Here is a 26,391-nt window from a genome sequence, read left to right as displayed (position 1 = left end):
GCCGTGATCCGCGCCCGGTCTGGCTTTCAGATCCTGAAAACCGGGCATGCAGAATTCTACAACGGTGACCGTCGATAGCGTAGCAGACAAGGGTTACGATGAGGGTCAGATTCGACATAAGAGGGCAGGATGGCCAAGAAAGCACGCAACTTAAAGACTGGCGACCGCGTCACGATCGAACTGTTCATCGTCGACGTGAGGCAGGACATGGAGATTTTCACGGTCGACATAAACGGCGAGCGAACCGACATCCCCTACGATTGGGATCGGATCACGAGGGTGAAGTCGTACGGCCCGAAAATCGGCTTCAAGCATGTACGCTAGTCTGTCTACGAGGCAGGCAGAGCTTGTATCAGGGAGGCAATTCCCCCCCGGGCCGAGCCACGCTTTGCTTGACGCCAAGCTGCAGGCCTGTAACGACGAAGAGAGCAGAGAAAACTCTGCGGAAAGGCTATTGAACCGTGATCTGTCGGCGGCCCATCAGTTTCAGAATAGTGTTCCGGCCAGTCCGCAAGACCGGATAAAGAAGCCGAGCAGCCGTCCTGTTCCGGAAAACGAGGCCCAAGGCTCGATTTACTGTTCCCGTTGGCCCGGTCATCAGAGCAACCGCGTTCATGACGTCACCGCCGAAGAACTCGCTGCGACCTAGTTTGAGAAACATTCCCTGATTTACATCGATGCCATGTGCTGCCAGCACGCTCACCTTCTCGGGATCCTGGCGAGCGTCGATAAGCTCGAGCCTGACGCCAGCAGCACGCAAGCGCTGCATCTTGACGTAGGCCGAGCAAAACGGACACTCCCCGTCATAGAGCAGGAAGTCACCTTCAGTTTCTGAAAAGATCGGCGCCATAATAGGTCTCATCAATTTCCAATATAGGGTCCTGCACCCGGATCATCACGTATGCAGCTGAAATTTCCTCGCTTGGGAAGAAGCGATCCCCCTTCCACTCCCCAGAAACCGCGACCAATTTTGGCAGTGTGGTTGCTTCCGGGTCGAGAATATGCTGCCAGATCTCAAATGAAGGTTTCTTGAACCCCTCGTAGTCGATGTCTACGAACTGCTTGCCGGTGTCATCAACGCCAGGATGACCAACAAGCGCCCGGAACTGGCCAGCTGCCCCCACCGCTCTTAGGCCCATGAAATAGTCTACCATACCCACAGGCTGCGGATATGGAGGAACAGCCATCATGCCGGCGCGGAGAACTATGCGATCAGCGTCAACGGGTGCGTAATTAAAGCTGCCGTCGTTCTTGCCTACGCTCTGATAAAGTCCGCGCTCGGCAGAAATGCGGTAGACGGCGATCAACTCCTTCAGTTCGGCAATCGTGCTGACGCGAAAGAGGCGATCTTCTAGCATTCCAACTCGATACCATAGCGGGACCGGCTCTTTGTCCCCCTTACGGTAAGCGTCGATCCTTCCAGTGTAAATCGGGAAGAATCGATGAACACCGTATGGCGCGACCGCTCGGTTCTCGCTGTAGAAGCCCATCGTCGAGAACGGATAGTTGAGATGCTTTTCTCCGAGCTGCCAATAGAGCGTGGCGAGGTAGTAACCCAAGAACGTCACGCCGAACCCGAGGACGGGGATAGCTGAAGCGAATGACATTCTGGGATGCTGGTCTGTCATTTCAATGCGCCGCTGAAACAGAAAGCCTAACAGCCATAGGCACCTGTTCCGCTTGGCCCACCCAGGGAGAATGAGGCGCCGTTCCTTGAACTGTGCGTAGAAATGCTCCCAATCTATCGAAAGCAGGCAGAGAGGCACCCAGAATGGATGCCAGAACCTGAACACCCTCCCCAACGCAATGATTTCGAGTAGGAAAAAGAACCCGCCGAAGATCAACCGAAACAGCGGCCGTGCGACAAGGATCGCGGCCAAAGCCGTTGTGGCCTGAGCGACAAGTTGGAGCGTGCCGGCAGTTTTCCAGAACTCCGCGTGGCTGGCAATGAACTCCACCAATGGAGGAGGATCGCTCCTATATTGAAACCACGACACGGCAAGCGAATTGCGGATGTTGTCCGACCATGCCCAGTCGAAGCCGTTGGTCCGAAACTTCTGCAAGAAGGCCCCGAACATGAAAAGCGTCGTCGACAACTCGGCGAACACCACAGGCCACCAGTAATGCCCCTCGTTCGACCGGCGAGGTCCACCGAGCAAATTCCTGATGATACTGTCGACCGACAAGACATCGGAGGATGTTCGCGAGAACATGAACGATAGCGCAGCGAGCAGTTGCACGTTGTAAGCGTGCGACCAATACGGGCCGTAGGACGTCTGCAGGGAAACGATATAGAGCGTTCCCATCGTCGCAATGATCTGTGCCGGGAATGTCAAGAACCCGACGATCATCATGATGATCGCAACTTTGCTGACGAGGAAGATCGCGAGCGTCAGATCGGCCGGCGGCGGTCCGCTCCACCACCAGTTTGCGATCTTGATGATGCCTTTTGGAGTCCAGCCAGACGGCTCATATCCCTTGACCCATCCGGCCCAATCCCACGCCATGGAATCGAAATTGCCGTGATGGGTGATGGTGAGGAAGAGCGCCAGGCCAATTGCGACCCGGCCGATGGCGAGATTGTATCTGCCGCCCTCACGAAAGAGCCAGCGACCGATGCGATCGGCCACGAATTGGAACACCGCCACGAATAGAATCCCCCACTACCCGCGCGCTGATATGCCCTTTTCACGAAGCCAGGTCCAGTAGAACGTAGACATAATGAAGTCCTCTCATGAAAACCGGAGCGGACTGACGCGATATATCATTTTTTCGCACGCTCACGCCTCTCCCAGAGGCAATTCCTTTCTTCACGTTGCAAATGACGATTACCCTAAACACTGCCGGCCTCTTGTCGACTTTCGTCAACGCGGCAGCCAACATCTCGAGCATCCTGATCGCGGGCGTGATCGCGCTCTGTCCACTCCGCCCGGGTGAAACTTACCCAGGTAAGGCGAAGAGCTGCTGAGCAACAGTCGACCGACTTCTTTGGTGCAAGGAAAGCCGCAGTATAGGCGGATCACTCCGCAGCAAATCTGGACGATCCATCGAAGACGGCGGGAAGCGCACGGGCCATGGCCGGCCTGCGCGCGATCTTGCATGATAACAAGACCTCACGGCCTACCTTGCCAAACTGAACATCTCGACAGTGGGCGCAACCGACCCCGCCGCATCACGATCGCAGACGTCGCAGTTGTCCACGCTGATGGCGTTGTTCCGAGCCACGCAAAGCCGAAAGAGACGGCCGCCATGTTGAGAATTACATCACGACGCTTCCTATCATCGTCAGCGAAATCCGAAGCTCGCGTCCATTGGCTGACAAGGGATCAAGCCGCCAGCCTTCTGCGCGCCGCGTTACCTCGCCGAGTTCTACATAGACGCAGACCGGCGGCCAAATGTATCGCCGGCTTGCCTCGTCCAAGGGGAGCGGCTTCGGCATCGATGGCAGGCAGAGGCGTTCGACACGATGGGGGAGCAGGTCCCACCGCTCCGACCAGAAAGTCGGAGGCTTGGCTATCCGGTATCTGCGCTTTTCCCGAGTCTGGGTTGCAACTTCACTCCTAGCTGATCAACCGGAGCCCAAAGGCACGTGCGCAAAGAATATTGAGCGCTGCTATGCCAACGACATAAGAGATTGCGGTTCCGATGGCAGCTCCCGACAATCCCCACCATGCAGTTCCGGCTACATTGAGTGCGACATTCGCTATCAAAACGATCATCATGAACAATGTAAACAAGGCAGGCCTTCCGCCTTGGTTTAATATCATCGCAAAGATCATCATCGGAGCTGTAATGATCTGTCCGACGATCAGGATGACCAACGGCTGAAATGCATCCGAGAAGGCAGAATTGAGGTACCAGCGATTCAAATATGGAAACAGGACGATCAGAACAACTCCGCCAATAGCCATGACAGCTGCTGTGGCCAACCCAAGACGACGCGTGAGGTTTCTGAGAGCTTGCTGGTCCCGATGCTCAACGATCGGCGCCAGCATTGGATTGATCACATTGCGCACGACAGGTGTTACCTGGCCAAGCCCCTCGGCCAGCAAGATCGCTATCGTATATACACCGGTCTCGTGAGAGCCGAGCATCAAGGCAACGATGAGTGTATCCACCCGGGTATTTAGTTCGGCCATGACACCACTTGGCATAGCAACCGCGCCAAAATTAAAATGCTGCTTCCGCCAGCTTTTTACACCATCTTGCTCACCAGCAGGCTTCCTAAAATAAATACGAAGACGCCACATTATCAGTGGCAACATTATACATTCCGCAAAAGTCAATATTACGCATATAAGACTTCCGCTCATTCCAAGTTCTATAAAAATGATTAATGCCACGCTCATTAAAATATAACGGCAAGATTGATAGGCCGCGAAAGATCGCATAGCATCAATGCCATTCAAAAATGCCAGAAGTACCTTGTTGAGCGAGAAGCACCACAATCCAGGGAGAACGATCAGCCACGGCCAAACCGTCCCGCCCAGGTCGAAGAAGTGGCCTATTACAGGCGTCAGCGCAAAGCCCAAGACGACAGTGGCAGATGATGTCCTGACAGCAAGACTGATTGCTGACCGGAAAATCAAATGGCGCTCGTCAAAATCACGACTCCGAGAAGCAAAACGCAAAGTTGAATACTGTAATCCGAACGACCCAAGCTGCGAAAAAAAGATAAAGAGCGCAAAAATAACGTTGAAAACGCCAAGATCCGAAGGTCCGTAGTAGCGTCCAATCAGAATATTAATTACAAATCCAGTGATAGCCAGGAAGGCCAGACTGGATAGGTTCACAGCAAGATTTATCGTGAGTTTTTGCAGAATCGCCTCCAACTGGCGGCATCAGTGAGCGGTTTACCAAGGACGCTGAACGCACATGAAGGCCGGGACTTGCCACGAGCGCTTGCTTGCGTCTAAGCATATCTCGCGATCATCGGGCAACCGACGTGAAAGTCATTCCTCAATATCTTTTTAAAGCAGCCAACATGCGTGGTATTTTCGGACTCATAGTCAAAAATGGCCACCCAATGGATGATAGTGCGCTTGATACTGCGCCGGGGCAGCTTCCCTTTCTTTCCGAGAGCCGAGAAAAACGAGCAGAAGGAATCGCGCTCGCAATCCCAGGCTACCTTATTGCACACGGTTCGCCCGACTGCCTGATGCCATTTCCCAAATTCTACATGAGCGATCGAAATGCGTCGCTTGCCACAGGATAAAGGGGGCCAGCCTTGGGATGCCTTCGGATGAGTTAAACTAAATTAAGCTTCGGTGCTATTGCGCTTGATCAAGAGACGAGCTTCTGCCAATCAGTCCTGCTGCTCGCGCCGTTGAGCAGCTAGGTCAGGGGATATATTAGATGCATATTTCGAAGCCCAGCGAAGCTGAGGTGGATCCGGAACTGTTGCCAGTTCTTCGTAAGGCCAAGATCGCGATCGTTGTCCCGTGCCATAACGAACAGCGCAATTTGACAACGGTGATCGAGACGATTCCGGATTATTGCGACGCCATTGTCGTCGTAGATGACAAAAGTTCGGATGACACAGTCGCGGTCGCTGTGGCTGCGCGCGAGAAAGATCCACGGGTTGTCGTTCTGCAGCACGAGGTAAATCAGGGAGTGGGTGGAGCCATTGCAACCGGCTACGAATGGGCGCGGGACAACGGCATGGATGCCGCCGTCGTCATGGCCGGTGACGCTCAGATGGATCCAGCCGAATTGCCCAGTCTACTTGCCCCCTGCCTGCGCGACGGCGTCAACTATGTAAAAGGCAACAGACTGGTTTATCAGCAGTCCCGACACATCATTCCTGGAATTCGGTTCTTCGGCAATTCAGCCCTGTCGCTTCTTACCAAGTTTGCATCGGGCTATTGGCACGTGAGCGACAGCCAGTGCGGATACACGGTTGTGGACAAAAATGTCCTCCGCCTGGTTGACTGGAGCAAGATGTACAGACGTTACGGGCAGCCGAACGACTTGCTCGTTTCACTAAACATTCAAAATTTTTCGGTAAAAGACGTCCCCGTGAAGCCCATATACGGAGTGGGCGAGGTAAGCGGAATAAAACTTCATCGCGTGATATTCACCATATCGAACGTGCTTGTAAAACGAGGACTTGAGAGACTATTCCTCAAATACGTCGTTTACGACTTCAATCCACTTATATTCTTCTTTATCTTCGGTATCTTGACCGCGATCATGTCTTTGTTTTTCCTGGCGAGTACCATTGTCAAATGGATTACCGTGGGCGAAGCACCAGTTTTGTCCACCCTCGCTTTCCTTTTTACCGTCAGTTTTTCCTTAAACAGTTTCTTCTTTTCGATGTGGATGGATATGGAGGCCAACAAGTCATTGAAACGCTGACCGGCGGACGGAACGATGAATTCACTTGATATTGCAACGAGTGCAGCTTTAGCGCTTGGCGTGTTCTTGTGCTATGCAGCCGTAATCTTCTGGGTCGGCTGCACTTCTGGCCTGTTCAAGCGGTTTACGCCCCTTCAGGCCTTGGCAACTTGCGTTGCCTTGGGACCGATGGCTTTGAGCTGGACATATGGAAGTGCTTTGCGCCTCGCGCCAAATCACGCACCGCGGTTCTACCTCATTGCTGTTATTGCGATTGCAGTTCCATTTGCAGCCTGGTCGTTGATTGCGTGCGGCCGCAAGACGCCAAATCTATACCGCGTCGGTTTACGATGGAACAAAAGGTCGTGGTTAGAGCGATCAGCTCCAATGCTCTTGATCGCAGTACTGATCGTGTTTTCGGCAATAGCACTGTCGGCAAATATCCGCCTACCGGTCGCCACCAACGATCCAATGGAGTACTTCACAGTCGCGAGGGCAATTTTCGAGCATCAGCGACTTGACGGAATATATCCGATCCTGGACGAAAACGTTTCCAAGGGTTTCTATGGTCCTTGGACGCACCCCCCTGGCTATGTACTGGTTATTGCCTGGCTCTATCTTTGCCAAGGAACCGCGGCTTTTGCCGGCATCGCGAAGATTTTCAATGTTTACGCCGCCGTCAGCCTCGCCCTGGTCACATGGGCTTGGTCCGGCGGACCGTTTAGATGGTCGAGCGTGATCAGCACGCTGATCGTCCTGCTTATTCCTTTGGTCATGTGGGAAGTCTTCGACATGCACGTCGACGTTGCCCGCCTGGCCGTATGGACTTCCATAATATGCATAATTCCGATGTGGCTGGGGGGCCGAACTCTTGCAACGTCCCTGGCATTCGGAATTCTTGCTGGTCTGGCCTTGTTCATTCACTCCCTTGGAGTGCTTTTCTTTGGCTTCCTGGCTGGCCTCTTGCTGGTCCTGCAATCTGGGCGACTGGCCAGCCGGCTGGCCCATGGACTGCTGACATCGGCGGCCGCCATTTTGATGCTGCTTCCCGACTACGCAGCAAATTACGCTCACTTTGGCTACTTGATAGGCGACAGCGTACCGCTCTGGGAGGTTAAATCCCTAGACCTTGCGTCTTTCCTGAATGAACAGCGCGCGATTAGCAGCATGCACCAGAAGCTGGTCAATGGCGTTTTCGGCGCCCTCGCCAAGCCTACAACGTTCGGCTGGACAACGATCGTATTTGCATTGAGTCTCTTCTTCTACCTGATTTTCCTGGTCTTACCGCGCAGAGGCATTCAGGCACTTTTTGAAAAATTGACCCAACCTACACTCATCAACACTTTGATCCTCTCGATGGGCGCTTTCCTGGCATTACTGATCCTGTCAGTCGCGCTCGGGTCCAACACGATGATCAAGAACGTCCGTTACATAGCAACCATGTCCGCGCTTGCAGGAATTGCCGCGGCGTTGATGGCAGACAAGATCCTGTTTTGGCTGGGAGAACGGCGCTGGTGGCGACTGCCTTCACCAGGATACATCTATTTGCCGATCGCAATTGCACTGTCATGGACGTTGCTTGACGACGCAAAAGGCCAAAGCAGTTGGAGGCTCCGGATAAACCCCGTCAACGAATCCCATTCGAGCGATCCGAATATCGTACTTGCGTGCAATCCCAATCCTGCGCTCCAACTGGTAAGTAAAATCAATACCGCCCTCACGACAACGACTGATCGCAAGATAAAAGTTTTGGCCTTTTTCCCTGCCGGGTCTGCTTACTATGGCAATTATCCGATAGTCAGCTATCTCGACCCAAAGCTACTTCCCGCGTTTCTGGCGCCGAGCAGTCAGGAAGCGTTTACTGCATTAAGATCACTCGGGATCACCCACATATTGCTGCCGCAATACAAGATGGGTGAAATCGAGAGGACCATCTTCAGAGACCTTCTGAAAGATAACAAGTACTTCCAGATAGAAGCCTCAATAGAGGGCAATCAACTGCTCACAGCAGCGGGAATCCCACCTCTGCTCAGCAAACAGCAGTCAGGTCCGATATTCGTCTCTTCCGGAAATCCAGCGCTGTTTACCGTCACAGACGATAAGGGTTTGATGACAGACGATGGGACGAATTTGAAATGCGCCGGCTCAATTTCAACGGAAGACGGGACAGCCTATCTTACATTGGACAGAAAAGTTGTCGTGACGACAGGCCGGCAAGTTGCGGTTGATATCAAGAAGCGATATCGGCTCTCCTTTGACATGCGCGTCCCGCAAAACAACCCTGAAGCAAATGTCTTCGTGGGGCTGGCCACATACGACGCCAGCGGCGCCGTCGAAACAGAAGAACCGGGCACCCATCGCTATGGTGTTCTTAACAACGCCACCATCAAACCATCCCCTGAGTGGAAGCATTATTCTGGCGAATTTTCAGGATCCGGAAACACTGTCAATCAATTTCGCGCCAAAACGCAGACTGTTGCGCCGATCTTCTTGCTAAATTACTACAATCCGGAAAAATCAACCATCCAGATACAAAACATCACATTCGAACAGCTTGACTGAAATCGCAATTTACAGATCAAGCATTGTGTGCCTCTCTCGACTCGCGAGGCGATGTGGCATGCGATGCAAACAGATACCTGCGCGTCAGTCCATACTTGCATACCATAAGGGGGCGCTCCGACGATGGGGCGTCCACAGCGCCGGCCGGTGCATCGAGAATATGCAGATTGAATTCGGCCTGGTTTCAATAACCATCGATCAAGCCGCCGACATTCTGCCACGCAGTTCAATTGTCAGCGTCGGGATATGCCGATCACGTTGCGTTGCCGCTGGTCACGACATGATTAGCTGCCCCCGTTCCGCCGCAATGACCTTTCAGGGCAACGGTGGGGCTTCATGAGAGGATTTCGCGATGCGACTTCATACAACCATTACCGCCATGCTGATGGCGGTCGCGCTCGCGGGCTGCGAGACATCGGAACAAGGGCAGCGGGCCGGCACGGGCGCGCTGATCGGCGGCGCCGGCGGCGCGCTGGTCGGCCAGGCGATCGGCCGCGACACCAAGAGCACCCTGATCGGAGCCGGTGCCGGCGCGTTGCTGGGTGCGGCCGTGGGCAGTTCAACGACACCACAACGCCGTGGCCAGGAGATGTGCCGCTACCAGGATCGCTATGGCCGCGTCTACACCGCGCCCTGCGACGATCGATATTACAACGGCAACTACTGAAATAGCCGCCAGAATGGAAAAGCCCCGGTTCCATCAGGTTCCGGGGCCTTTTCTTTTGCAAACGCGTTCAACCTGTCAGGCACTTGCCCGGAAGCGGGTTGAATCGATCGCCGCGGCCATCAGCGTCTGCGTGTACTTCTCGTGCGGATGGTCGAAAATGGCGTCCGTTGGACCTTCCTCGACAATCTTGCCCTGCTTCATGACGATGATGTAGTCGGCCATCGCCCGCACCACGGCGAGATCGTGGCTGATGAACAGATAGGACAGGTCGTGGTCGGCCTGCAGCTTGCGCAGCAATTCCACGATCTGTTTCTGCACCGAGCGATCAAGTGCCGATGTCGGTTCATCCAGAACCACCACTTTTGGTTTCAGGATCATCGCGCGGGCGATGGCTATGCGCTGGCGCTGGCCGCCTGAAAATTCATGCGGATAGCGGTTGCGCATGACTGGATCGAGGCCAACTTCCTTCAACGCTTCCACCGCTCGATGGTCGCGCTCCCTGGACGACAACGCAGGTTCATGCACCAGAAGTCCTTCGGTGATGATCTGGCCGACCGTCATGCGCGGCGACAACGAACCGAACGGATCCTGGAACACCAGTTGCAGTTGACGGCGCAACGGCCGCATTGCCTGTTTGTCTGCGCCGGAAATGTCGTTGTCGCCGAAACGGATCTGCCCGTCACTTGGCAGGAGCCGCAGCAATGCACGACCAAGCGTCGACTTGCCCGAACCGGATTCGCCGACGATGCCGATGGTCTGGTTGCGCTTGAGGCGAATGGAAATGTCATCGACAGCACGCAGGATGACCGGATCGCCTGCCAAGAAGCCGCCGCCGATCTTGAAGGTGACTTCGACCTTGCGCCCTTCGAGCAGAACCGGTGCATCGGGGGCCGGAGCCGCCTTGTGACCGGTGGGTTCGGCAGCCAGCAGCATCCTGGTGTAGGGATGCTGCGGGTTGGCGAAAAGCGCAGTCGCCTCCCCTTCCTCCACCACTTCCCCGGAACGCATCACATAGACGCGGTCGGCGAAGCGGCGCACGATGCCAAGGTCGTGCGTGATGAAGACGATGGCCATGCCGAGTTTCTTCTGCAGCTCAGCCAACAGCACCAGGATCTGGGCCTGGATGGTCACGTCCAGCGCCGTCGTCGGCTCGTCGGCGATCAGAATGTCCGGATCATTGGCAAGCGCCATGGCGATCATCACACGCTGACGCTGGCCGCCCGACATTTCGTGCGGATAGGATTTCAGCCGCCGCTCTGGATCAGGGATGTGGACGAGGCGCAACAGTTTCAGCGCCTCCTCGCGTGCGGCCGCAGCACTCAGACCGCGATGGCGCCGGATCGGCTCCATCAACTGGTTGCCGATCGTGTAGAGCGGATCGAGCGAAGTCATCGGCTCCTGGAAGATCATGCTGATCTTGCGGCCGCGCACCTTGTTGAGCTCGCTCTTGCGCATGGTGAGCAGGTTCGAGCCGCGATAGTCGACCGTGCCGGTCGCTTCGCCGTTGGACGCCAGCAGGCCCATCGCAGCCATCATGGTCTGGCTTTTGCCGGAGCCCGATTCACCAACGACGGCGACGGTTTCGCCGGCTTTCACGTTGATGTTGATGCCTTTCACGGCTTCCACGGCACCATCGAGCGTGCGGAAACGAACCTTGAGGTCGCGAACATCGAGAACGGTTTCTGCAGCAGCCATCTCAACGGTCCTTCGGATCGAGCGCATCGCGCAGGCCATCGCCGACGAAGTTCAGTGCGAACAGCGTCGAGACAAGGAAGAAGGCGGGGAACAGCAGCAACCAGTTGGCGGTGCCGATATTCTTGGCGCCCGCGGAGATGAGCACGCCCCAGCTGGTCATCGGTTCCTGCACGCCCAGACCGAGGAACGACAGGAAGCTTTCCAGGATGATGACCTGCGGCACCAGCAACGTCATGTAAATGACGACCGGCCCGAGCAGGTTGGGGATAACGTGACGCAGCAAAATGCCGCGCTGGCCAACCCCAAGCGCTTCGGCTGCCTGCACATATTCCTGCCGGCGGATGGACAATGCCTGGCCACGCACGATGCGCGCCATGTCCAGCCAGAGCACCGCGCCGACGGCTAGGAACATCAGCACGAAATTTCGCCCGAAGAACACCACCAGCATGATGACGAAGAAGATGAAGGGTAGCGAATAGAGTACATCGACGATGCGCATCATCACTTCATCGACCTTGCCGCCGGAAAAACCCGCCGTGGCGCCGTAGAGCACGCCGATCACGACGGCGACGACGCCGGCAAGCAGGCCGATGGCCAACGAGATGCGGCCAGCCACAAGGGTGCGAGACAACAGGTCACGGCCGATATTGTCGGTGCCGAAGAAGAAATAGGCCTGCCGCACCGTCGTGCCGATGACGAGTTCGTTGCCTTCCGGCGACTTGCTCAGCACCTGGGCGCCATCGAACGTATCCGAGCGATCGAGGTAGCGAAGATATCGTTCATCGATCGGCTTGGACGAGCTCAGCGTGATGGTCAGGTTGCTCCCATCCTGCTTCACGTCCTTGACGTCGACACGCATGCGCCGGACCACATCGTCGAGCGCCGTCTTGATCATCTCTTCCTTCGGATAGGCGGAAAAGCTCGGCGGCGTGCGCACATAGTCGGAATAGATGGTCGTGTACTGGTGCGGCACGAACCAGGGACCGATGATGCAGACCAGCCCCATCAGGATGAGATAACAGAGGCTGAACATGGCCGCCCGATTGGCTTTCAATCGTGCCCAGGCGTCGCCCCAGAGCGAACGGCCCACAACGGTCAAGGGAGGAGGAGCTGAGGTGGCTGCGATCTCAGTCATAGCGCACCCTCGGGTCAACCACGGCGTAGAGGATATCGACGATCAGATTGAAGATGATCGTGAAGATGGCGATCACAACCACCGTGCCCATAACCAGCGTATAGTCGCGGTTGAGCGCCGCATCGACAAAGTAACGACCGACACCGGGTATCGAGAAGATGGTTTCGACCACGATGGAACCGGTGAGCAGTGCCGCTGCAGCGGGGCCGGCATAAGAGATGATCGGCAGCAACGCGCCGCGCAAAGCATGCTTGACCACCACCGACCAGTCCGAAAGACCCAGTGCCCGCGCCGTTCGGATGTGATGCGACCGCAAGGATTCGATCATCGAGCCACGCATCAGCCGCGCCACGATGGCGATCTGCGGCAACGCCAGCGTGATCACCGGGCCGATCTTGTTGATCAGGGCGCCATCGCCCCAGCCGCCGATCGGCAGCAGTTTCCAGCTTAGCCCAAAGACAAGCTGGATCAGGGGCGCGATGACGAAGGTGGGAATGGTGGAACCGGCGGTCGCAACCGCGATCACCGCATAGTCGCCAGTCTTGTTTTGATTGAGCGCGGCAGTGACGCCGAGGATGGACCCCAGGATCAACGCAAGGATCAGTGCAGAGGTGCCGAGCTGGATCGAAATCGGCAAGCCTTTCCAGAACAGCTCACCAACGGTGAAGTCAGGCAGATTGTAGCTCGGCCCGAAACTACCGTGCAGCAAGTTGTTGAGATAATTCAGGTATTGTTTCCAGAGCGGATCATTGAGACCGAACTGGGCCTCAAGATTGGCCTTGATGACGGGACTTAGTCCACGCTCCTGGTTGAAGGGGCCACCAGGGGCCACCCGGATCAGAAAGAACGCCAGCGTAACGATCACGAATAGCGTCGGGATAGCGGTCAGAAGCCGCCGGAACACGTAAATCAACATTGTCGCCAGACCTCACCAGCGCAGGGAAGCCGCCGTCTCCGGAAGGAGACGGCGGTCCGTGCGGATTATTGGTCTTTGCTGATGAAGCGCGAAGGATGCACGTCCATCACGTTGTCTTCGAAGCCGTGCAACTTCGGAGAAACGATGTTGTGGAAGCTATAATAGAGCAGCGGGATCTGACCGACTTCGTCGATCATGACGCGTTCAGCCTCGCTCAGCAGCTTCATGCGCTCTTCCGGATTGCCACCGGCAGCAGCGGCCTTGTTCATGGCTTCTTCGAACTTCGGGCTGTTGTAGCTCGAATAGTTGTTGCCACTGTCCTTGCGGGTGATGCCGAGGAAGGTTTCCGGATCCTGATAGTCGGCGATCCAGGCAGCGCGGGCAACGTCGTAATTGCCCTTCTGCTCCAGGAAGCCGTAGTGGGTCTTGGTGTCGGTGTTGAGCAGAGTGACCTCGACGCCCAGCGGCTTCAGCTGTTCCTGGATGGCGACGGCGGTGTTCTTGTGGTTCTCGGAGGTGTTGTAGCGGATTTCCATCTTCAACGGGTTGCTCGGGCCGTAGCCGAGCTTTTCCAGAACCTTCTTGGCTTCATCCTCGCGGTCGATCTGCGACTTCTCAGCGAATTTGGCCATGGCAGGCGTGTAGCCCTTGATGCCGGGCGGCACCATCGAATAGCCGGGGAACATTGAATTGTTCCAGACCTTCTCAGCCAGGAAATCGCGGTCGATGGCCTCGGAGATGGCGTTGCGCAGTTCAACGTTGTCCCACGGCTTCTTGTCGGTCTTGATCGCGTAGTAATAGGTACCGAGGTAAGGCGCGACGCGGATCTGGTCACCGAACTTCGCCTTGAGGTCAGGCAACTGCTCGGTCGGCAGATCGTCGTAGCTGTCCATCTCGCCAGCCTCGAAGCGCTTCATTGCCGAGGAGCGGTCTTCGGTTGGGATGAAGTTGACCACATCGATCTTGACGTTGGCGGCATCGTGGAATTTCGGGTTCTTGACCATCTTGATGTGATCGTTCGGTACCCACTCGGCCAGCGTGTAGGCGCCGTTGGAGACAAGCTTGCCCGGCTTCACCCATTCCGCGCCCAGTTTTTCGATCGACGCCTTGTTGACCGGGTAAGCGGCCTGGTGGGTCAGCATTTCGAGGAAATAAGGCGTCGGCGCGTTCAGCTTGACTTCGAGGGTCAAGGGGTCGACCGCCTTGATCCCCATCTCCTCAGGCTTGGCCTTGCCCTTGTTGACGTCCTCAGCCTTGACCACGGGATACAACATCGAGGCGTATTCAGCGCCGGTCGCGGGATCTTCCAGGCGACGGAAGGCATAGACGAAATCATCTGCCGTCACCGGGCTGCCGTCCGACCAGACCGCATCCTTGCGCAGCTTGAAAGTGTAGGTCTTGCCGTCGTCGGAGATGGTCCAGCTTTCGGCGGCGCCAGGGATGAGATCGGCCTTGGCGTCCTGCATGACCAGACCTTCGAACAGGTCGCGCAGCACATGGGCTTCGTAAACCGTCGACGTCTTGTGCGGATCGACGGTTTCCGGCTCGGCCGCGCTGCCGCGATTGTAGACCACTTCGGCGAATGCCGCCGCGTGGAAGGCACCGCTTGCCAAAGCAAGCGTAGAGGCGAACACAGTCGCCCTCAGCATGGTTTTCAGCATTGAAACAATACTCCCTTTCTCATGCGAGCCAGCCTGCTGGGGCTCGCGGGACGTTGACACCCGCAGACCGTTCACCGGCCTCTCCTGGGGCGAGCCGCGGTTCCCTCTCCGCAGCAGATGCGCAGACACTAACGCCGCGAATTTTTATTTCAACACACCTTCAACCTTCCCCAGCGTCATCTTTCATCGATAGTTGTGCAGATGTTTCGAAAGATTAATAAAATCAAATACGTAACCCATAACTAACCATTATTCGCCTTAGCGCGATAAAAACCCAACTCCTTTGACACCCGCCCAAAATATTAATGTGACATTAAGCAACCCCCGGTTACTTTCGAATGTACTTTTGTAGGCTTTTCTTTTTTAGGCGGGAGAAAGCATGCATAGTATACGAGGAGGCTCAACTTTCCCTCTCCGCTCGAGAATTTCGAGATGGAAAGATAACGACGAAGGAACATCGGCGATTGAATTCGCTTTGCTTGCGCCGCTGTTCATTCTCTTTCTACTCGGAATGGTTGCATACGGAATTTATTTCGGTGCCAGCCATTCCGTACAACAGATCGCCGCGGATGCGGCCCGCACCGCGGTCGGCGGTCTGAACCAGACCGAGCGTCAATCGCTCGTTACCACGTTCCTGGCCAACAACGCGGCCGGCTATCCGTTCGTCGATCCCACCAAGCTTACGGTGGTCGCCCAGGACAGCAGCGCGGACGGCAACCAGTTCGTGGTTTCCGTGACTTACGATGCGCGCAACCTACCGATCTGGAACCTTTTGTCCGGCCTGCAACTGCCGGGCACCAACATTGCGCGCCAATCCACGATCCGCGTCGGGGGCATATGATGCGCATCCATTCGATCCTGACCGTTGCGACCCGGCGTTTCCTGCCGGATCGCAACGCGAACTTTGCCGTCATGGCGGCACTCTGCATGCCGATAATGCTGGCAGTCACGGCTGTCGCTGTCGACGAAGGCGCGCTCTATACAGAGCGGCGTGCCGTGCAGTCGATCACAGACCTCGCGGCCATCGCAGGCGGCACCAACATCACCAATGCCGAACAAGCTGTCCTGAATACGCTGAGTGACAACGGACTGACCGGCGCGGTGATCGGCACCGGTGCGCCCGCACAAGGCAAGCCTGTGGTGAGTGTCGTGCGGGGACGCTACACGCCAAGCCTGGCGGTTGGCCAACGTTTCGAAGCCAACAAGACACCTTTCAATGCCGTTTCGATTTCGGTGCAGAAGATCGGCACCATGTATTTTGGCGGTGCCTTCATGGATCCGCCAATGATCCGCAGCGATGCGATCGCCTCGACGACGCCACAAGCCGCGTTCTCGATCGGCTCGCGGCTCGCCGCGGTCGATACGTCGAGCAGTCCCCTGCTCAACAGCATTCTGGGCGATGCGCTGGGCACCAACATCTCGCTGAACGTAATGGACTACAACGCGCTGATCGGAGCCGACGTCAATGTGTTGTCCTTCCTCGATCAGCTTGCCATCAAGCTCAATCTGACCGGTGTCAGCTACTCCAACGTGCTGGCCTCCAAGGCGACACTGACCCAGATCATCGGCGCCATGGCCAATATTCCCGGGCTTGATTCACGCAGCAAACTCGCGCTGCAAACCATGGTGGCGGGCGCCACCAATGCCATCAAGATCCCGCTGGATCATCTCATCGATCTCGGCAATGTCGGCCGAGTGGGCCTTGGCCAGCGCCCTGCCGGCTTGACGATCGATGCGGATGCTCTCTCCATCGTCAAGGCAGCAGCCAATCTTGCGGGAGGCGCCAAACAAATCGACCTCAACACCGGTATTTCACTGCCGGGCCTGCTCGAGGTCGTTGCGAAGGTCGCCGTCGGCGAGCCACCGCAGTCGACGCCCTGGCTGACGGTTGGCGAAAAGGGTGCCAAAGTCCGCACCGCGCAGACACGCCTGAAGCTTGAGGTGACCGTTGGCTCCAGCAATGTGTCCACTGGCATCAAGATCGTCAGCGTCTCGATCCCGCTCAATGTCGAGGTGGCCTACGCCGAAGCCGAGCTCATGGACATAAGCTGCCCGACCGGTCGCCCGGAAAGCCGAAAGGTAACGATTGCGGCACGGCCCGGCATCGTCGAGGCCTATCTCGCCAAGAATACCAGTTCGGACTTTGCCGATTTCACCAAACCTCAGAGCTTCAGCGATGCCAGCGTCGTAGCAGCCAACATCAACATACTTGGACTGATCAAACTCGACCTTCTGGAGCTGAGAGCCAAAGCCCATGTCAGCAGCGGCAACATGACGCCAACGACACTTGTTTTCGACGATGCCGACATCACCGCCAAGCGCATCAAGAAAACATCGACCAAAGACTTCGCGACGTCGCTGACCTCTTCGCTGCTAACCGGACTGGAATTGAAGCCCTACCTGCTGGGAGCGCCTATAAGCCTTCTGGACATCGTTCTCGATCCGCTGAAGACAGCCGTCCTGCCTTTGCTGACAAGCGTGACGTCACAGGTCGATGCGATCTTGTTCAGCCTGCTCAACTCCCTGGGGATTACACTTGGCGAAGCCGACGTGCGCGTGACCGGCGCAACCTGCGGCCGATCGGTGCTGGTGCAGTAGAGCCTGGAAAACTTGAAACGTCTCAAGACGGCGGGATGGCGATTGCTCTCCCGCCGTCTGCGCATTTTCAGGCCAGCCTGGCCACAAACGCCCCGAGCGGCGGCAGTTTCCCGCCATCAAACGAGGCCGGCGCACCGTCAAGATCAAAGACGTCGCCAACGCCTGCCGGCGGTGTCCACGCGACGTCTTCATGCGCGAAATTGAAGACGCACAGCAGTTGCTCCCCCTTCCCCTCGCGCAGGAAGGCCAGAACATTGCTGTCCGTTCCCAGGAAGCGGATCGTGCCCGTCGCGAGCACCGGATGCTGCCGCCGCAAAGCCAGCGCGGCACGATAAGCAGCGAGCACGCTTTCGTCGCTACCGTTTTGAACGTCGACGGCACGAGTATTGTGCTCAGGCGAAATCGGCAGCCATGGCTTCGCGCTTGAGAAGCCGGAGTTTTCAGCGCCAGCCGCCCAGGGCATCGGCGTTCGGCAACCATCGCGCCCCTTGAAGGCTGGCCAGAAACGAATGCCGTAGGGATCACGCAGATCTTCGAAGGCAAGCTCGGCCTCGGGCAATCCAAGCTCTTCGCCCTGGTAGAGGCAGATCGAACCACGCAGGCAGGCGATTAACCGAATGGCGAATCTCGCCACAGCGTCGGCATCTCCGCCAGGCGGCGTCCAGCGGCTGACATGGCGCACGACGTCGTGGTTGGAAAAAGCCCAGCACGCCCAGCCCTGCGGCGCTGCAGCCTCGAACGCTTCGACACAGCCGCGTATATGTCCTGCCGAAAACGCCTGCCCGAGAAAATCGAAGGTGTAGCACATGTTCAGGCGATCGATGCCTGATGTGTAGGCCGCCATGGTCTGCAGCGACCGACCTTCATCGCCGACCTCTCCGACCACGGCGCGGTTGTCGTACTCATCGATCAAGGCGCGGAACCGCTTCAGGAATTCGAGATTTTCCGGGCGCGTCTTGTCGAACAGATGTTCCTGAAAAAGATAGGGGTTGGTTTCGATCAACGTTCCAGCAAGGCTTGCGGTCAGGGGTGGGTTGGAGCGCAGCCAGCGGTCGTGGACATAATAATTCACCGTATCGAGGCGGAAGCCGTGGACGCCACGATCAAGCCAGAACCGAACGCTGTCCAGAAGCGCGTCCTGCACCGCCGGATTGTGAAAATTGAGATCCGGCTGGGCAGCGAGGAAATTGTGCATGTAGTACTGCCGGCGTGTCGCGTCCCATTCCCAGGCCGGCCCTCCGAACACCGACAACCAGTTGTTCGGGGGCGAGCCATCCGGCCTGGCTTCGGCCCAGACGTACCAATCCGCCTTTGCATTGTCGCGGCTGGAGCGGCTTTGCCTGAACCAATCATGCTGGTCCGACGTGTGCGACAGCACCTGGTCGATGATGACCTTCAGCCCCAACCGATGCGCCTCGGCCAGCAGCGCATCGAAATCCTCCAAAGAACCGAAGATGGGATCGACAGCCCGGTAATCGGAGACATCATAGCCCATGTCAGCCATGGGAGACTTGAAGAACGGCGAGAGCCAGACCGCGTCGACGCCAAGAGAGGCGACATGAGCAAGCCGCGTCGTCACACCCTTGAGGTCACCACTGCCGTCACCGGTCGTATCCTGGAAGGAGCGCGGATAGATCTGGTAGATGACGCAGCCGCGCCACCATTCGCTTCCGGGATTGGTCATCTTGGCTCACCTCCATCCGACCTGCGCTCGACCATGAAAACCACCGCCCTGCTCTCGACCCGATGCCACGCTTCGGCAGATGCAGCAGGATCAAGCGCATCGAACCACCGATAACCGTCACGCAATGGCAGTGCGAAGGTCGAGGATCGCCGGTCGCCATTGACCAGAACGGCGAGACGTCCCCCATCGCCATTGGCGTCCGCCAGCACCATAACCAGGCGATGCCGACCCGGGTCATTCCAGGCAGCCTCGTCCATCGGCAGACCGGTCTCCGTCATCCAGACGACATCAGGCACCCCGTCGCCACCCCGTGGCTGACCTGTCAAAAAGGCCGTGTCACGCAACGCAGGCAGGTTACGGCGCAAAGTCGTTAGCGCGGCGACATAGTCTTCCAGACCCCGGTCGCGCCTGTCCCAGTCCAGCCAAGTCAGGTCGTTGTCCTGCGCATAGGCGTTGTTGTTGCCGTGTTGGCTTCGGCCGAATTCGTCGCCGGCGGTCAGCATGATGGTGCCCCGGGAGGCAAACAGGGTCGCGATCAGTGCGCGCTGGTCGCCGGCCCGTCGAGCAACGATCCGGGGCTCCGCGCTTTCGCCTTCGACGCCGAAGTTCCAGGAGAGGTTCTCGTCGTGGCCGTCACGGTTGGCCTCGCCATTGGCCTCGTTGTGCTTTTTCTCGTAGCGCACGAGGTCGGCGAGCGTCATGCCGTCGTGGGCGGCCACGAAATTCACGCTGCGGCTTTGTTTTTCACCGACGAAAACATCCGAAGACCCGGCCAGCCGGGTCGCCAGACGCCCGACCAAACCGGCGCCGCCGCGCCAGAACCGGCGAACATCGTCGCGGTATTTGTCGTTCCATTCGAGAAAGGGGGAACCGAACCGACCGAGCTGGTAGCCACCCGGCCCGATGTCCCACGGCTCGGCAATCAGGATCCTGTCCGACAGAACCGGATCGGCACGCATGGCCGCAAGCAGCGGTGCATCCGGCGCGAAACCGTCGTCGCCACGCCCGAGCACGGGAGCGAGGTCGAAACGGAAACCGTCGACACCGGCGTGGCGCACGAAATGGCGCAAGCTTGCCAGCACCAGATCGCGCACTGCCGGGTGGTCACAGGCAAGCGTGTTGCCGGTGCCAGTGTCGTTGATCAGCCGACCGTCAGGCGCGTGACGATAATAGGCAAGATTGTCGAGGCCGCGCAGTGACAGGGTTGGGCCGTGCTCGTCGCTCTCGCCGGTATGGTTGAAGACCAGATCGAGGATGACGCCGATACCCGCCTTGCGCAGCGCATCCGTGGCCACGCGCAGGTCGGCAATGCCTCCAGGCGCCAGATGTGGATCCAGCGCCATGAAGCTGACGGGGTTGTAGCCCCAGGCATTGGTCAGGCCGAGTGGCGGCAGATGGCGTTCGTCGATCTTTGCCGTCACCGGCAGCAGTTCAACCGCGGAAACGCCGATTTTCTTGAGGTGATCAATGACAACAGGATGCGCCAGAGCGCGCAGCGTGCCGCGATCCTTCTCCGGCACATCCGGATGGCACATCGAAAAGGCCCGCACCGGCAGTTCGTAGATCAGCCCGCCCGGCTGGAACAGTGGCGGCGGCGCCGGCGATGCATCAGGCAAGGCCGTAACAACCGCCTTCGGCATCAAAGGCGCAGTGTCGCCGCCCGTCCCGCGACGCGTCCCTAGCGTGGCATCGTAGACGTAGGGACGGTCAATGGCGACGGCATAAGGATCGACAAGCAATTTGTCCGGATCGAACCATAGGCCCCGTGCGGGATCATACTCTCCATCGGCGCGATAGCCGTAGCGTGAGCCTGGCTTGATGCCCTTCACGTGCAGTTGGAAGACCCCGTCCCCGCCAGGTGCCATCGGCAAGCGCTCGATCTCGCGATCGGTGGCATCAAAGAGGCAAAGCTCGACCGTCCCGGCACGGCTGGACCAGACTTCAAATTCGGTCCCGGATTTGTCGGGTCGTGCTCCGAGTGTGGCGGGGACCATGCGCTCCTGCGATGAATTCGGTGTTGTATGCGACTCGTCGGCAAGCAACACTAACAAGCTTGCCGTGACGCGAAATAGCGCGTTTCATCACCTTGTTTCAGAAAGTCGATACCGGCTGTTCACCCGAATTTCTCAACGGCAACCGATCAGGAGGAAGTCGTGCCCTACACCATCCGCTTGCACCGTGTCCTGAAAGCTCCACCCGAAAAAGTCTATCGCGCCTTCCTTGATGCAGACGCCTTGGCTCGTTGGCTGCCGCCCTACGGCTTCCTATGCAGCGTCCAGCATGTCGACGCCAGGGTTGGCGGCACCTTCCGCATGGCGTTCAGGAACTATACGACCGGCCATGCACATTCCTTCGGCGGTGAATTTCTCGAACTCGAACCCAACCGCAAGCTCGTCTACACAGACCGCTTCGATGATCCCAACCTGCCGGGAGAGATCAAGGTCACGGTGGAACTCACCGAGGTCTTCTGCGGTACCGACATCAGGGTAGAGCAGGCCGGCATACCGGACCTGATCCCGGAGGCCGGCTGCTATCTCGGCTGGCAGGAGTCGCTGCTGCAGCTTGCCAATGTGGTCGAGCCCAACATTCCCTAGTCCTGCAGCCTCCTGAAGCATTTTGTGGCCAAGTGGATCACTTGGCGTTACAAAAATGCGGCGAAAACAAAAACTTTGAGCGTTTCCGCGTTTCCGTGAAAAACGGAAACGCTCTGGTCCTGCTGAGAGCGAAACACCGTCTCCTCTTCGGGAGACGGCTCAGGTGATGACGCTCGGCTTGTCGCGGCCTGTATGGCGCCTGATCCCGGCGATGTCGTCGGCGGCGGCAATAAGGTCGGCCAGTGCCTCCTGGGTGTCGAGGCCGTGTTTGGACTGATCCGGCTCATAGCGTTCGATATAGACACGCAGTGTCGCACCCGACGTGCCGGTGCCGGAAAGCCGCAACACCACGCGCGAGCCGCCTTCGAACAGGATGCGGATGCCCTGCTTCTGGCTGACGGAACCATCAACCGGATCGTGGTAAGAAAAGTCGTCGGCCGCTGTGATCTTCAAGCCACGTGCAACCGTTCCTGGAAGCGAGCTCAGCCTGGCGCGCAGTTCATCGACCAGCGCATTGGCGCGGGCGCTGTCGACCTCTTCGTAATCGTGGCGGGAGTAGTAGTTGCGGCCATATTCGGCCCAGTGCTGGGTAACGATCTGCTTCGCACTTTCTCCCCGCGCAGCGAGGATCGACAGCCACAACAGCACGGCCCAGAGGCCATCTTTCTCGCGCACGTGATTGGAACCGGTGCCGGCACTCTCTTCCCCGCAGATCGTCGCCATACCGGCGTCGAGCAGGTTGCCGAAGAACTTCCAGCCGGTCGGCGTTTCGTAGATGCCGATGCCGAGCTTTTCCGCCACACGATCGGCCGCACCGCTGGTCGGCATGGAACGCGCGATGCCCTTGAGACCGTCCTTGTAGCCTGGCGCCAGATGCGCGTTGGCAGCCAGCATGGCAACGGAATCCGACGGCGTAACGAAGATACCTTTCCCGATGATCAGGTTGCGGTCGCCATCGCCATCGGAAGCCGCGCCGAAATCCGGCGCATCCGGCCCCATCATCTCGTCATAGAGGTGCTTGGCATGAACCAGGTTCGGATCCGGGTGGTGGCCGCCGAAATCCGGCAACGGCTTGAAGTTGCGGCAGGTACCAGCGGCCGCGCCGAGTTGGGTTTCCAGGATTTCCTTGGCATAGGGCCCAGTGACGGCATGCATTGCGTCGAAGCGCATGCGGAAGCCGGACTTGAACAGTCTGCGCAGCGCATCGAAGTCGAACAACTCAGCCATCAGTTCGGCATAGTCGGCGACGGAATCGATCACCTCCACCGTCATGCCGCCCGCCTTCACCGTGCCGATCGTGTCGAGATCGACAGGCGCGATGTCGGCAATCCTGTATTCGGCAATCACCTTGGTGCGCTCGTAAATCGCATCGGTGAGCTTCTCGGGCGCCGGGCCGCCGTTCTCGGCATTGTATTTGATGCCGAAGTCTTCATGCGGACCGCCGGGATTGTGCGAGGCGGACAGGATGATGCCGCCAAAGGCCTTGTACTTGCGGATGACATGGGACGCGGCCGGCGTCGACAGGATGCCGCCCTGCCCGACCATGACCTTGCCGAAGCCGTTGGCGGCGGCAATGGCGATCACCTTCTGCGCCACTTCGCGGTTGTAGAAGCGGCCGTCACCGCCCAGCACCAGCGTCTTGCCCTGAAAGCCCTGCAGTGAATCGAAGATCGACTGCACGAAATTCTCGACATAGTTCTCCTGCTGGAACACCGGCACCTTCTTGCGCAGCCCCGATGTGCCGGGCTTCTGGTCGTCAAAGGGCTTGGTGGCGACGGTACGGATCATCGTTCAGGCAACCTTCCTTGCAAGCAGCGAGCGATAGAGCTCGACATATTTGTCCGCGCTGCGGTCCCAGGACACGTCTGCCTTCATGCCCTGCCGCTGGATCGAGGTCCAGACGCCGGCATTGCCGTGCGCCTGCATCAACCGATGCACAGCATGCAGCAGCGCATCGCCACTGTTGGCCGCGAACTGGAACCCGGTGGCGACACCGGCAGCCACCGCAGCCTCATTGGCATCGATGATGGTGTCGGCCAACCCACCGGTACGTGCCACCATCGGCACACAGCCATAACGCAGACCGTAAAGCTGAGTCAGGCCGCACGGCTCGAACCGGGACGGAATGACGATGGCGTCACAACCACCCTGCATGATGTGCGACAACGCCTCGTCATAACCGATCACGGTGCCGATGCGGCCGCGATGACGGGCAGCGGCAGCAAGCAGCGCCCCTTCGAGGCCTGGATCACCCGATCCCAGCACGGCGAGCCTTGCGCCGGCCGAGACGATGCTGTCGGCCATGGCCGCGAGGATGTCGATGCCCTTTTGCCAGGTGAGGCGGCTGACCACGCAGATGATCGGGCTGTCGTCCTTGGCGAGATTGAAGCGCTCTTCGACCGCGGCGCGGTTCGCGGCGCGCCTGACCAGTGTCTCGGCAGAATAGGTCGACACCAAGTGTTTGTCAGACGCCGGATTCCAGATATCGACGTCGATGCCGTTCACGATGCCGTGGAGATCGGCCGCCCTGAGATTGATCAGCCCATCCAGCCCCATGCCGAATTCCGGCACGCGGATTTCCTGTGCGTAGGTCGGGCTGACAGTGGTGATCGCCCAGGCGGCCTGCAGGCCCGCCTTCAGATAGCCCACACCACCATAATATTCGACGCCGTCGAGGCTCATGGCCTCGGCCGGCAGGCCAAGCTCACCGAAAATGCCGGCACCGAACTGGCCCTGGAAGGCCAGATTGTGCACGGTGATCAGCGACGGTGTAGCCACCGCCTTGCCATAGCGCATGTAGGCGAGCGTCATTGCCGCCTGCCAGTCATGGGCATGCACGATGTCGGGCTTGTAGCCTTCGATGATGCCGCCGGCGATATCGCCGCCGACCCTGCTCAACGCCGCGAAACGGCGCCAGTTGTCCTGCCAGTCACGGCCATTGCTGTCACCATAGGGCCCACCGACACGGTCGAACAGATGCGGGGCGTCGAGCACCAGGAGATCAAGCCCGTCCACTTGCGCCGCCTGGACGGTGGCCTTGCCGCCATAGAGTGCCTGATAGGTCGCCGCCGTCTTTTTTTTCTTCAGCGCATCCATCACGACAGGATAGCCAGGCACGAGCGAGCGCATCGCGACACCCTTGCCGGCCAGTGCGACCGGCAGAGCGCCGGCGACATCAGCGAGCCCGCCAGTCTTGACCAGCGGAAAGATCTCCGGCGTGACGGACAGAACCTGCATGCGTTACGTTTCCAACCTGTCGATCATGTCCTGCGTTATCAGAACAATACCCCGTTCCGAAACCCGGAAACGCTTGCGGTCCAGTTCCAAATCCTCACCGACGACAAGACCTTCCGGAATGTGCACGCCATGGTCGATGACGACATTGGTCAGTTGTGCGTTGCGACCGACATGACAGTCCGGCAGCATCACGACATGGTCGAGGCTGGAGTAGGAATTGATACGGGCACCGGTGAAGATCAGGCTGCGCTTCAGCGAGGCGCCCGAAACAATGCAGTCGCCCGACACCAGCGACGAAACCGCCATGCCGCGCCGGCCCTCGTCGTCATGCACGAACTTCGCCGGCGGCTTCAGTTCGGCATAGGTCCAGATCGGCCAGTCGCGGTCGTAGAGGTCAAGCTCGGGTGTGATATCGGTCAGATCTATATTGGCTTCCCAATAGGCGTCGATGGTTCCGACATCACGCCAATAAGGCCCTGCCTCGGCCGTCGAACGCACGCAGGACTTCGCGAAACGGTGCGCCACTGCCTTTCCGTGCTGGACGATGTAAGGGATGATGTCCTTGCCGAAATCACGGCTGGAGTCTGGCTCGGCGGCATCGCGGCGCAACTGTTCCATCAGGAACTTGGTCTTGAAGACATAAATGCCCATCGAGGCCAAGGCATAGTCCGGCTTGTCGGGGATGCCGGGCGGATCGGCCGGCTTTTCGATGAAGGAGAGAATGGCGTCCTTGTTGTCGACATGCATGACACCGAAGCCGGTCGCTTCCATGCGCGGGACTTCGAGACAACCCACCGTGACATCGGCGCCGGCATCGACATGCTGGCGCAGCATCAACTCGTAGTCCATCTTGTAGATATGATCGCCGGCCAGGATGACCATGTATTCCGGCCCGTAGGCTTCGATGATGTCGATGTTCTGGTAGACCGCGTCGGCCGTGCCTTCATACCATTGCGTCTCCGAAACACGCTGGCTGGCCGGCAGGATATCGAAACTCTCGTTGCGCTCCGGCCGCAGGAAGTTCCAGCCACGCTGCAGATGGCGGATCAGCGAGTGCGCCTTGTATTGGGTGGCCACCCCAAGGCGGCGGATGCCCGAGTTCAGCGCATTCGAAAGCGCGAAGTCGATGATGCGGGTCTTGCCGCCAAAATAGACCGCGGGTTTTGCGCGCCGATCGGTCAGTTCTTTCAGGCGACTGCCGCGTCCGCCGGCCAGCACATAGGCCATCGCATCGCGCGCCAGCGGTTGCGACCGTTTGAAATCCGCCATTATCAACCTCCCTGCTTTGCCCTTGGAGCCGCCGCTT

Annotated in this window: 20 protein-coding genes; 8 read left to right on the top strand and 12 right to left on the bottom strand. The window is 58.2% G+C overall.

Annotation, left to right across the window (positions count from 1 at the left end; translation table 11 throughout):
• The first annotated feature begins 129 nt into the window (after nucleotides 1-129).
• Nucleotides 130-324 (top strand): hypothetical protein, encoded by a 195-nt coding sequence (locus AC3WTO_RS03055; protein WP_492459207.1) that lies wholly within the window; start codon nucleotides 130-132, stop codon nucleotides 322-324.
• Between the two features lie 127 nt (nucleotides 325-451).
• Here AC3WTO_RS03055 and AC3WTO_RS03050 read toward each other — a convergent pair whose 3' ends face one another.
• From AC3WTO_RS03050 to AC3WTO_RS03040, 3 genes are all read right to left on the bottom strand, one after another.
• Nucleotides 452-850, bottom strand: a complete 399-nt coding sequence (locus AC3WTO_RS03050) for a thiol-disulfide oxidoreductase DCC family protein (RefSeq protein ID WP_492459206.1) — start codon at nucleotides 848-850, stop codon at nucleotides 452-454.
• Nucleotides 825-2,648 (bottom strand): hypothetical protein, encoded by a 1,824-nt coding sequence (locus AC3WTO_RS03045; protein ID WP_492459205.1) that lies wholly within the window; start codon nucleotides 2,646-2,648, stop codon nucleotides 825-827. The genes AC3WTO_RS03050 and AC3WTO_RS03045 overlap by 26 nt, the downstream gene beginning before the upstream one ends.
• 912 nt (nucleotides 2,649-3,560) lie before the next feature.
• The gene (locus AC3WTO_RS03040) at nucleotides 3,561-4,832 is read right to left on the bottom strand and encodes a lipopolysaccharide biosynthesis protein (RefSeq protein WP_492459204.1); all 1,272 of its coding nucleotides are present in this window, start codon (nucleotides 4,830-4,832) and stop codon (nucleotides 3,561-3,563) included.
• 113 nt (nucleotides 4,833-4,945) lie between these two features.
• Here AC3WTO_RS03040 and AC3WTO_RS03035 point away from each other — a divergent pair, with 113 nt between their 5' ends.
• The 4 genes from AC3WTO_RS03035 to AC3WTO_RS03020 all read left to right on the top strand — a co-directional run bounded on the left by AC3WTO_RS03035 (nucleotide 4,946) and on the right by AC3WTO_RS03020 (nucleotide 9,565).
• Nucleotides 4,946-5,215, top strand: a complete 270-nt coding sequence (locus AC3WTO_RS03035) for a hypothetical protein (RefSeq protein WP_492459203.1) — start codon at nucleotides 4,946-4,948, stop codon at nucleotides 5,213-5,215.
• Between the two features lie 140 nt (nucleotides 5,216-5,355).
• Complete coding sequence (locus AC3WTO_RS03030; protein ID WP_492459202.1) at nucleotides 5,356-6,357, top strand: glycosyltransferase family 2 protein; 1,002 nt, start codon at nucleotides 5,356-5,358, stop codon at nucleotides 6,355-6,357.
• A gap of 15 nt (nucleotides 6,358-6,372) precedes the next feature.
• Nucleotides 6,373-8,898, top strand: coding sequence for an ArnT family glycosyltransferase (locus tag AC3WTO_RS03025; RefSeq protein ID WP_492459201.1), 2,526 nt, complete (start codon nucleotides 6,373-6,375; stop codon nucleotides 8,896-8,898).
• Between the two features lie 352 nt (nucleotides 8,899-9,250).
• The gene (locus AC3WTO_RS03020) at nucleotides 9,251-9,565 is read left to right on the top strand and encodes a YMGG-like glycine zipper-containing protein (RefSeq protein ID WP_492459200.1); all 315 of its coding nucleotides are present in this window, start codon (nucleotides 9,251-9,253) and stop codon (nucleotides 9,563-9,565) included.
• Nucleotides 9,566-9,640: 75 nt separating this feature from the next.
• Here AC3WTO_RS03020 and AC3WTO_RS03015 read toward each other — a convergent pair whose 3' ends face one another.
• The 4 genes from AC3WTO_RS03015 to AC3WTO_RS03000 form a co-directional block, all read right to left on the bottom strand.
• Entirely contained in the window at nucleotides 9,641-11,260 is a 1,620-nt protein-coding gene (locus AC3WTO_RS03015; protein WP_492459199.1) for an ABC transporter ATP-binding protein, read from the bottom strand.
• A gap of 1 nt (nucleotide 11,261) precedes the next feature.
• A complete protein-coding gene (locus AC3WTO_RS03010; RefSeq protein ID WP_492459198.1) occupies nucleotides 11,262-12,395 on the bottom strand; it encodes an ABC transporter permease in 1,134 nt (377 codons plus the stop codon).
• A complete protein-coding gene (locus AC3WTO_RS03005; protein WP_492459197.1) occupies nucleotides 12,388-13,311 on the bottom strand; it encodes an ABC transporter permease subunit in 924 nt (307 codons plus the stop codon). Before AC3WTO_RS03005 ends, AC3WTO_RS03010 begins: the two co-directional genes overlap by 8 nt.
• Nucleotides 13,312-13,376: 65 nt before the next feature.
• Complete coding sequence (locus AC3WTO_RS03000) at nucleotides 13,377-14,972, bottom strand: peptide ABC transporter substrate-binding protein (protein WP_492459196.1); 1,596 nt, start codon at nucleotides 14,970-14,972, stop codon at nucleotides 13,377-13,379.
• Between the two features lie 379 nt (nucleotides 14,973-15,351).
• Between AC3WTO_RS03000 and AC3WTO_RS02995 the strand changes: the two genes are divergently transcribed.
• Together AC3WTO_RS02995 and AC3WTO_RS02990 are read left to right on the top strand one after the other, a co-directional pair.
• The gene (locus AC3WTO_RS02995; protein ID WP_492459195.1) at nucleotides 15,352-15,813 is read left to right on the top strand and encodes a TadE/TadG family type IV pilus assembly protein; all 462 of its coding nucleotides are present in this window, start codon (nucleotides 15,352-15,354) and stop codon (nucleotides 15,811-15,813) included.
• Nucleotides 15,813-17,570, top strand: a complete 1,758-nt coding sequence (locus AC3WTO_RS02990; protein WP_492459194.1) for a pilus assembly protein TadG-related protein — start codon at nucleotides 15,813-15,815, stop codon at nucleotides 17,568-17,570. Before AC3WTO_RS02995 ends, AC3WTO_RS02990 begins: the two co-directional genes overlap by 1 nt.
• 67 nt (nucleotides 17,571-17,637) lie before the next feature.
• Here AC3WTO_RS02990 and bglA read toward each other — a convergent pair whose 3' ends face one another.
• Together bglA and glgX are read right to left on the bottom strand one after the other, a co-directional pair.
• On the bottom strand, nucleotides 17,638-19,254 hold the full coding sequence (gene bglA, locus AC3WTO_RS02985) for a beta-galactosidase BglA (protein ID WP_492459193.1): 1,617 nt from the start codon (nucleotides 19,252-19,254) through the stop codon (nucleotides 17,638-17,640).
• The gene (glgX, locus tag AC3WTO_RS02980) at nucleotides 19,251-21,248 is read right to left on the bottom strand and encodes a glycogen debranching protein GlgX (RefSeq protein ID WP_492459192.1); all 1,998 of its coding nucleotides are present in this window, start codon (nucleotides 21,246-21,248) and stop codon (nucleotides 19,251-19,253) included. Before glgX ends, bglA begins: the two co-directional genes overlap by 4 nt.
• A 159-nt stretch (nucleotides 21,249-21,407) precedes the next feature.
• On the opposite strand from glgX, the gene AC3WTO_RS02975 reads away from it, so the two are divergent.
• On the top strand, nucleotides 21,408-21,848 hold the full coding sequence (locus AC3WTO_RS02975; RefSeq protein ID WP_492459191.1) for an SRPBCC family protein: 441 nt from the start codon (nucleotides 21,408-21,410) through the stop codon (nucleotides 21,846-21,848).
• A gap of 159 nt (nucleotides 21,849-22,007) precedes the next feature.
• Here AC3WTO_RS02975 and AC3WTO_RS02970 read toward each other — a convergent pair whose 3' ends face one another.
• From AC3WTO_RS02970 to glgC, 3 genes are read right to left on the bottom strand one after another with little or no spacing between them, the layout of a single operon-like run.
• Complete coding sequence (locus AC3WTO_RS02970; protein WP_492459190.1) at nucleotides 22,008-23,636, bottom strand: alpha-D-glucose phosphate-specific phosphoglucomutase; 1,629 nt, start codon at nucleotides 23,634-23,636, stop codon at nucleotides 22,008-22,010.
• 3 nt (nucleotides 23,637-23,639) lie between these two features.
• Nucleotides 23,640-25,085, bottom strand: a complete 1,446-nt coding sequence (gene glgA / locus AC3WTO_RS02965; protein WP_492459189.1) for a glycogen synthase GlgA — start codon at nucleotides 25,083-25,085, stop codon at nucleotides 23,640-23,642.
• A gap of 3 nt (nucleotides 25,086-25,088) precedes the next feature.
• The gene (gene glgC / locus AC3WTO_RS02960) at nucleotides 25,089-26,354 is read right to left on the bottom strand and encodes a glucose-1-phosphate adenylyltransferase (protein WP_492459188.1); all 1,266 of its coding nucleotides are present in this window, start codon (nucleotides 26,352-26,354) and stop codon (nucleotides 25,089-25,091) included.
• Nucleotides 26,355-26,391: the final 37 nt, after the last annotated feature.

The sequence above is a fragment of the Mesorhizobium sp. EU05-FHT14A09 genome (assembly GCF_058790995.1).
The sequence above is the reverse complement of the archived record's forward strand: the minus strand, read 5'-3'. Positions and strand labels throughout refer to the sequence as shown.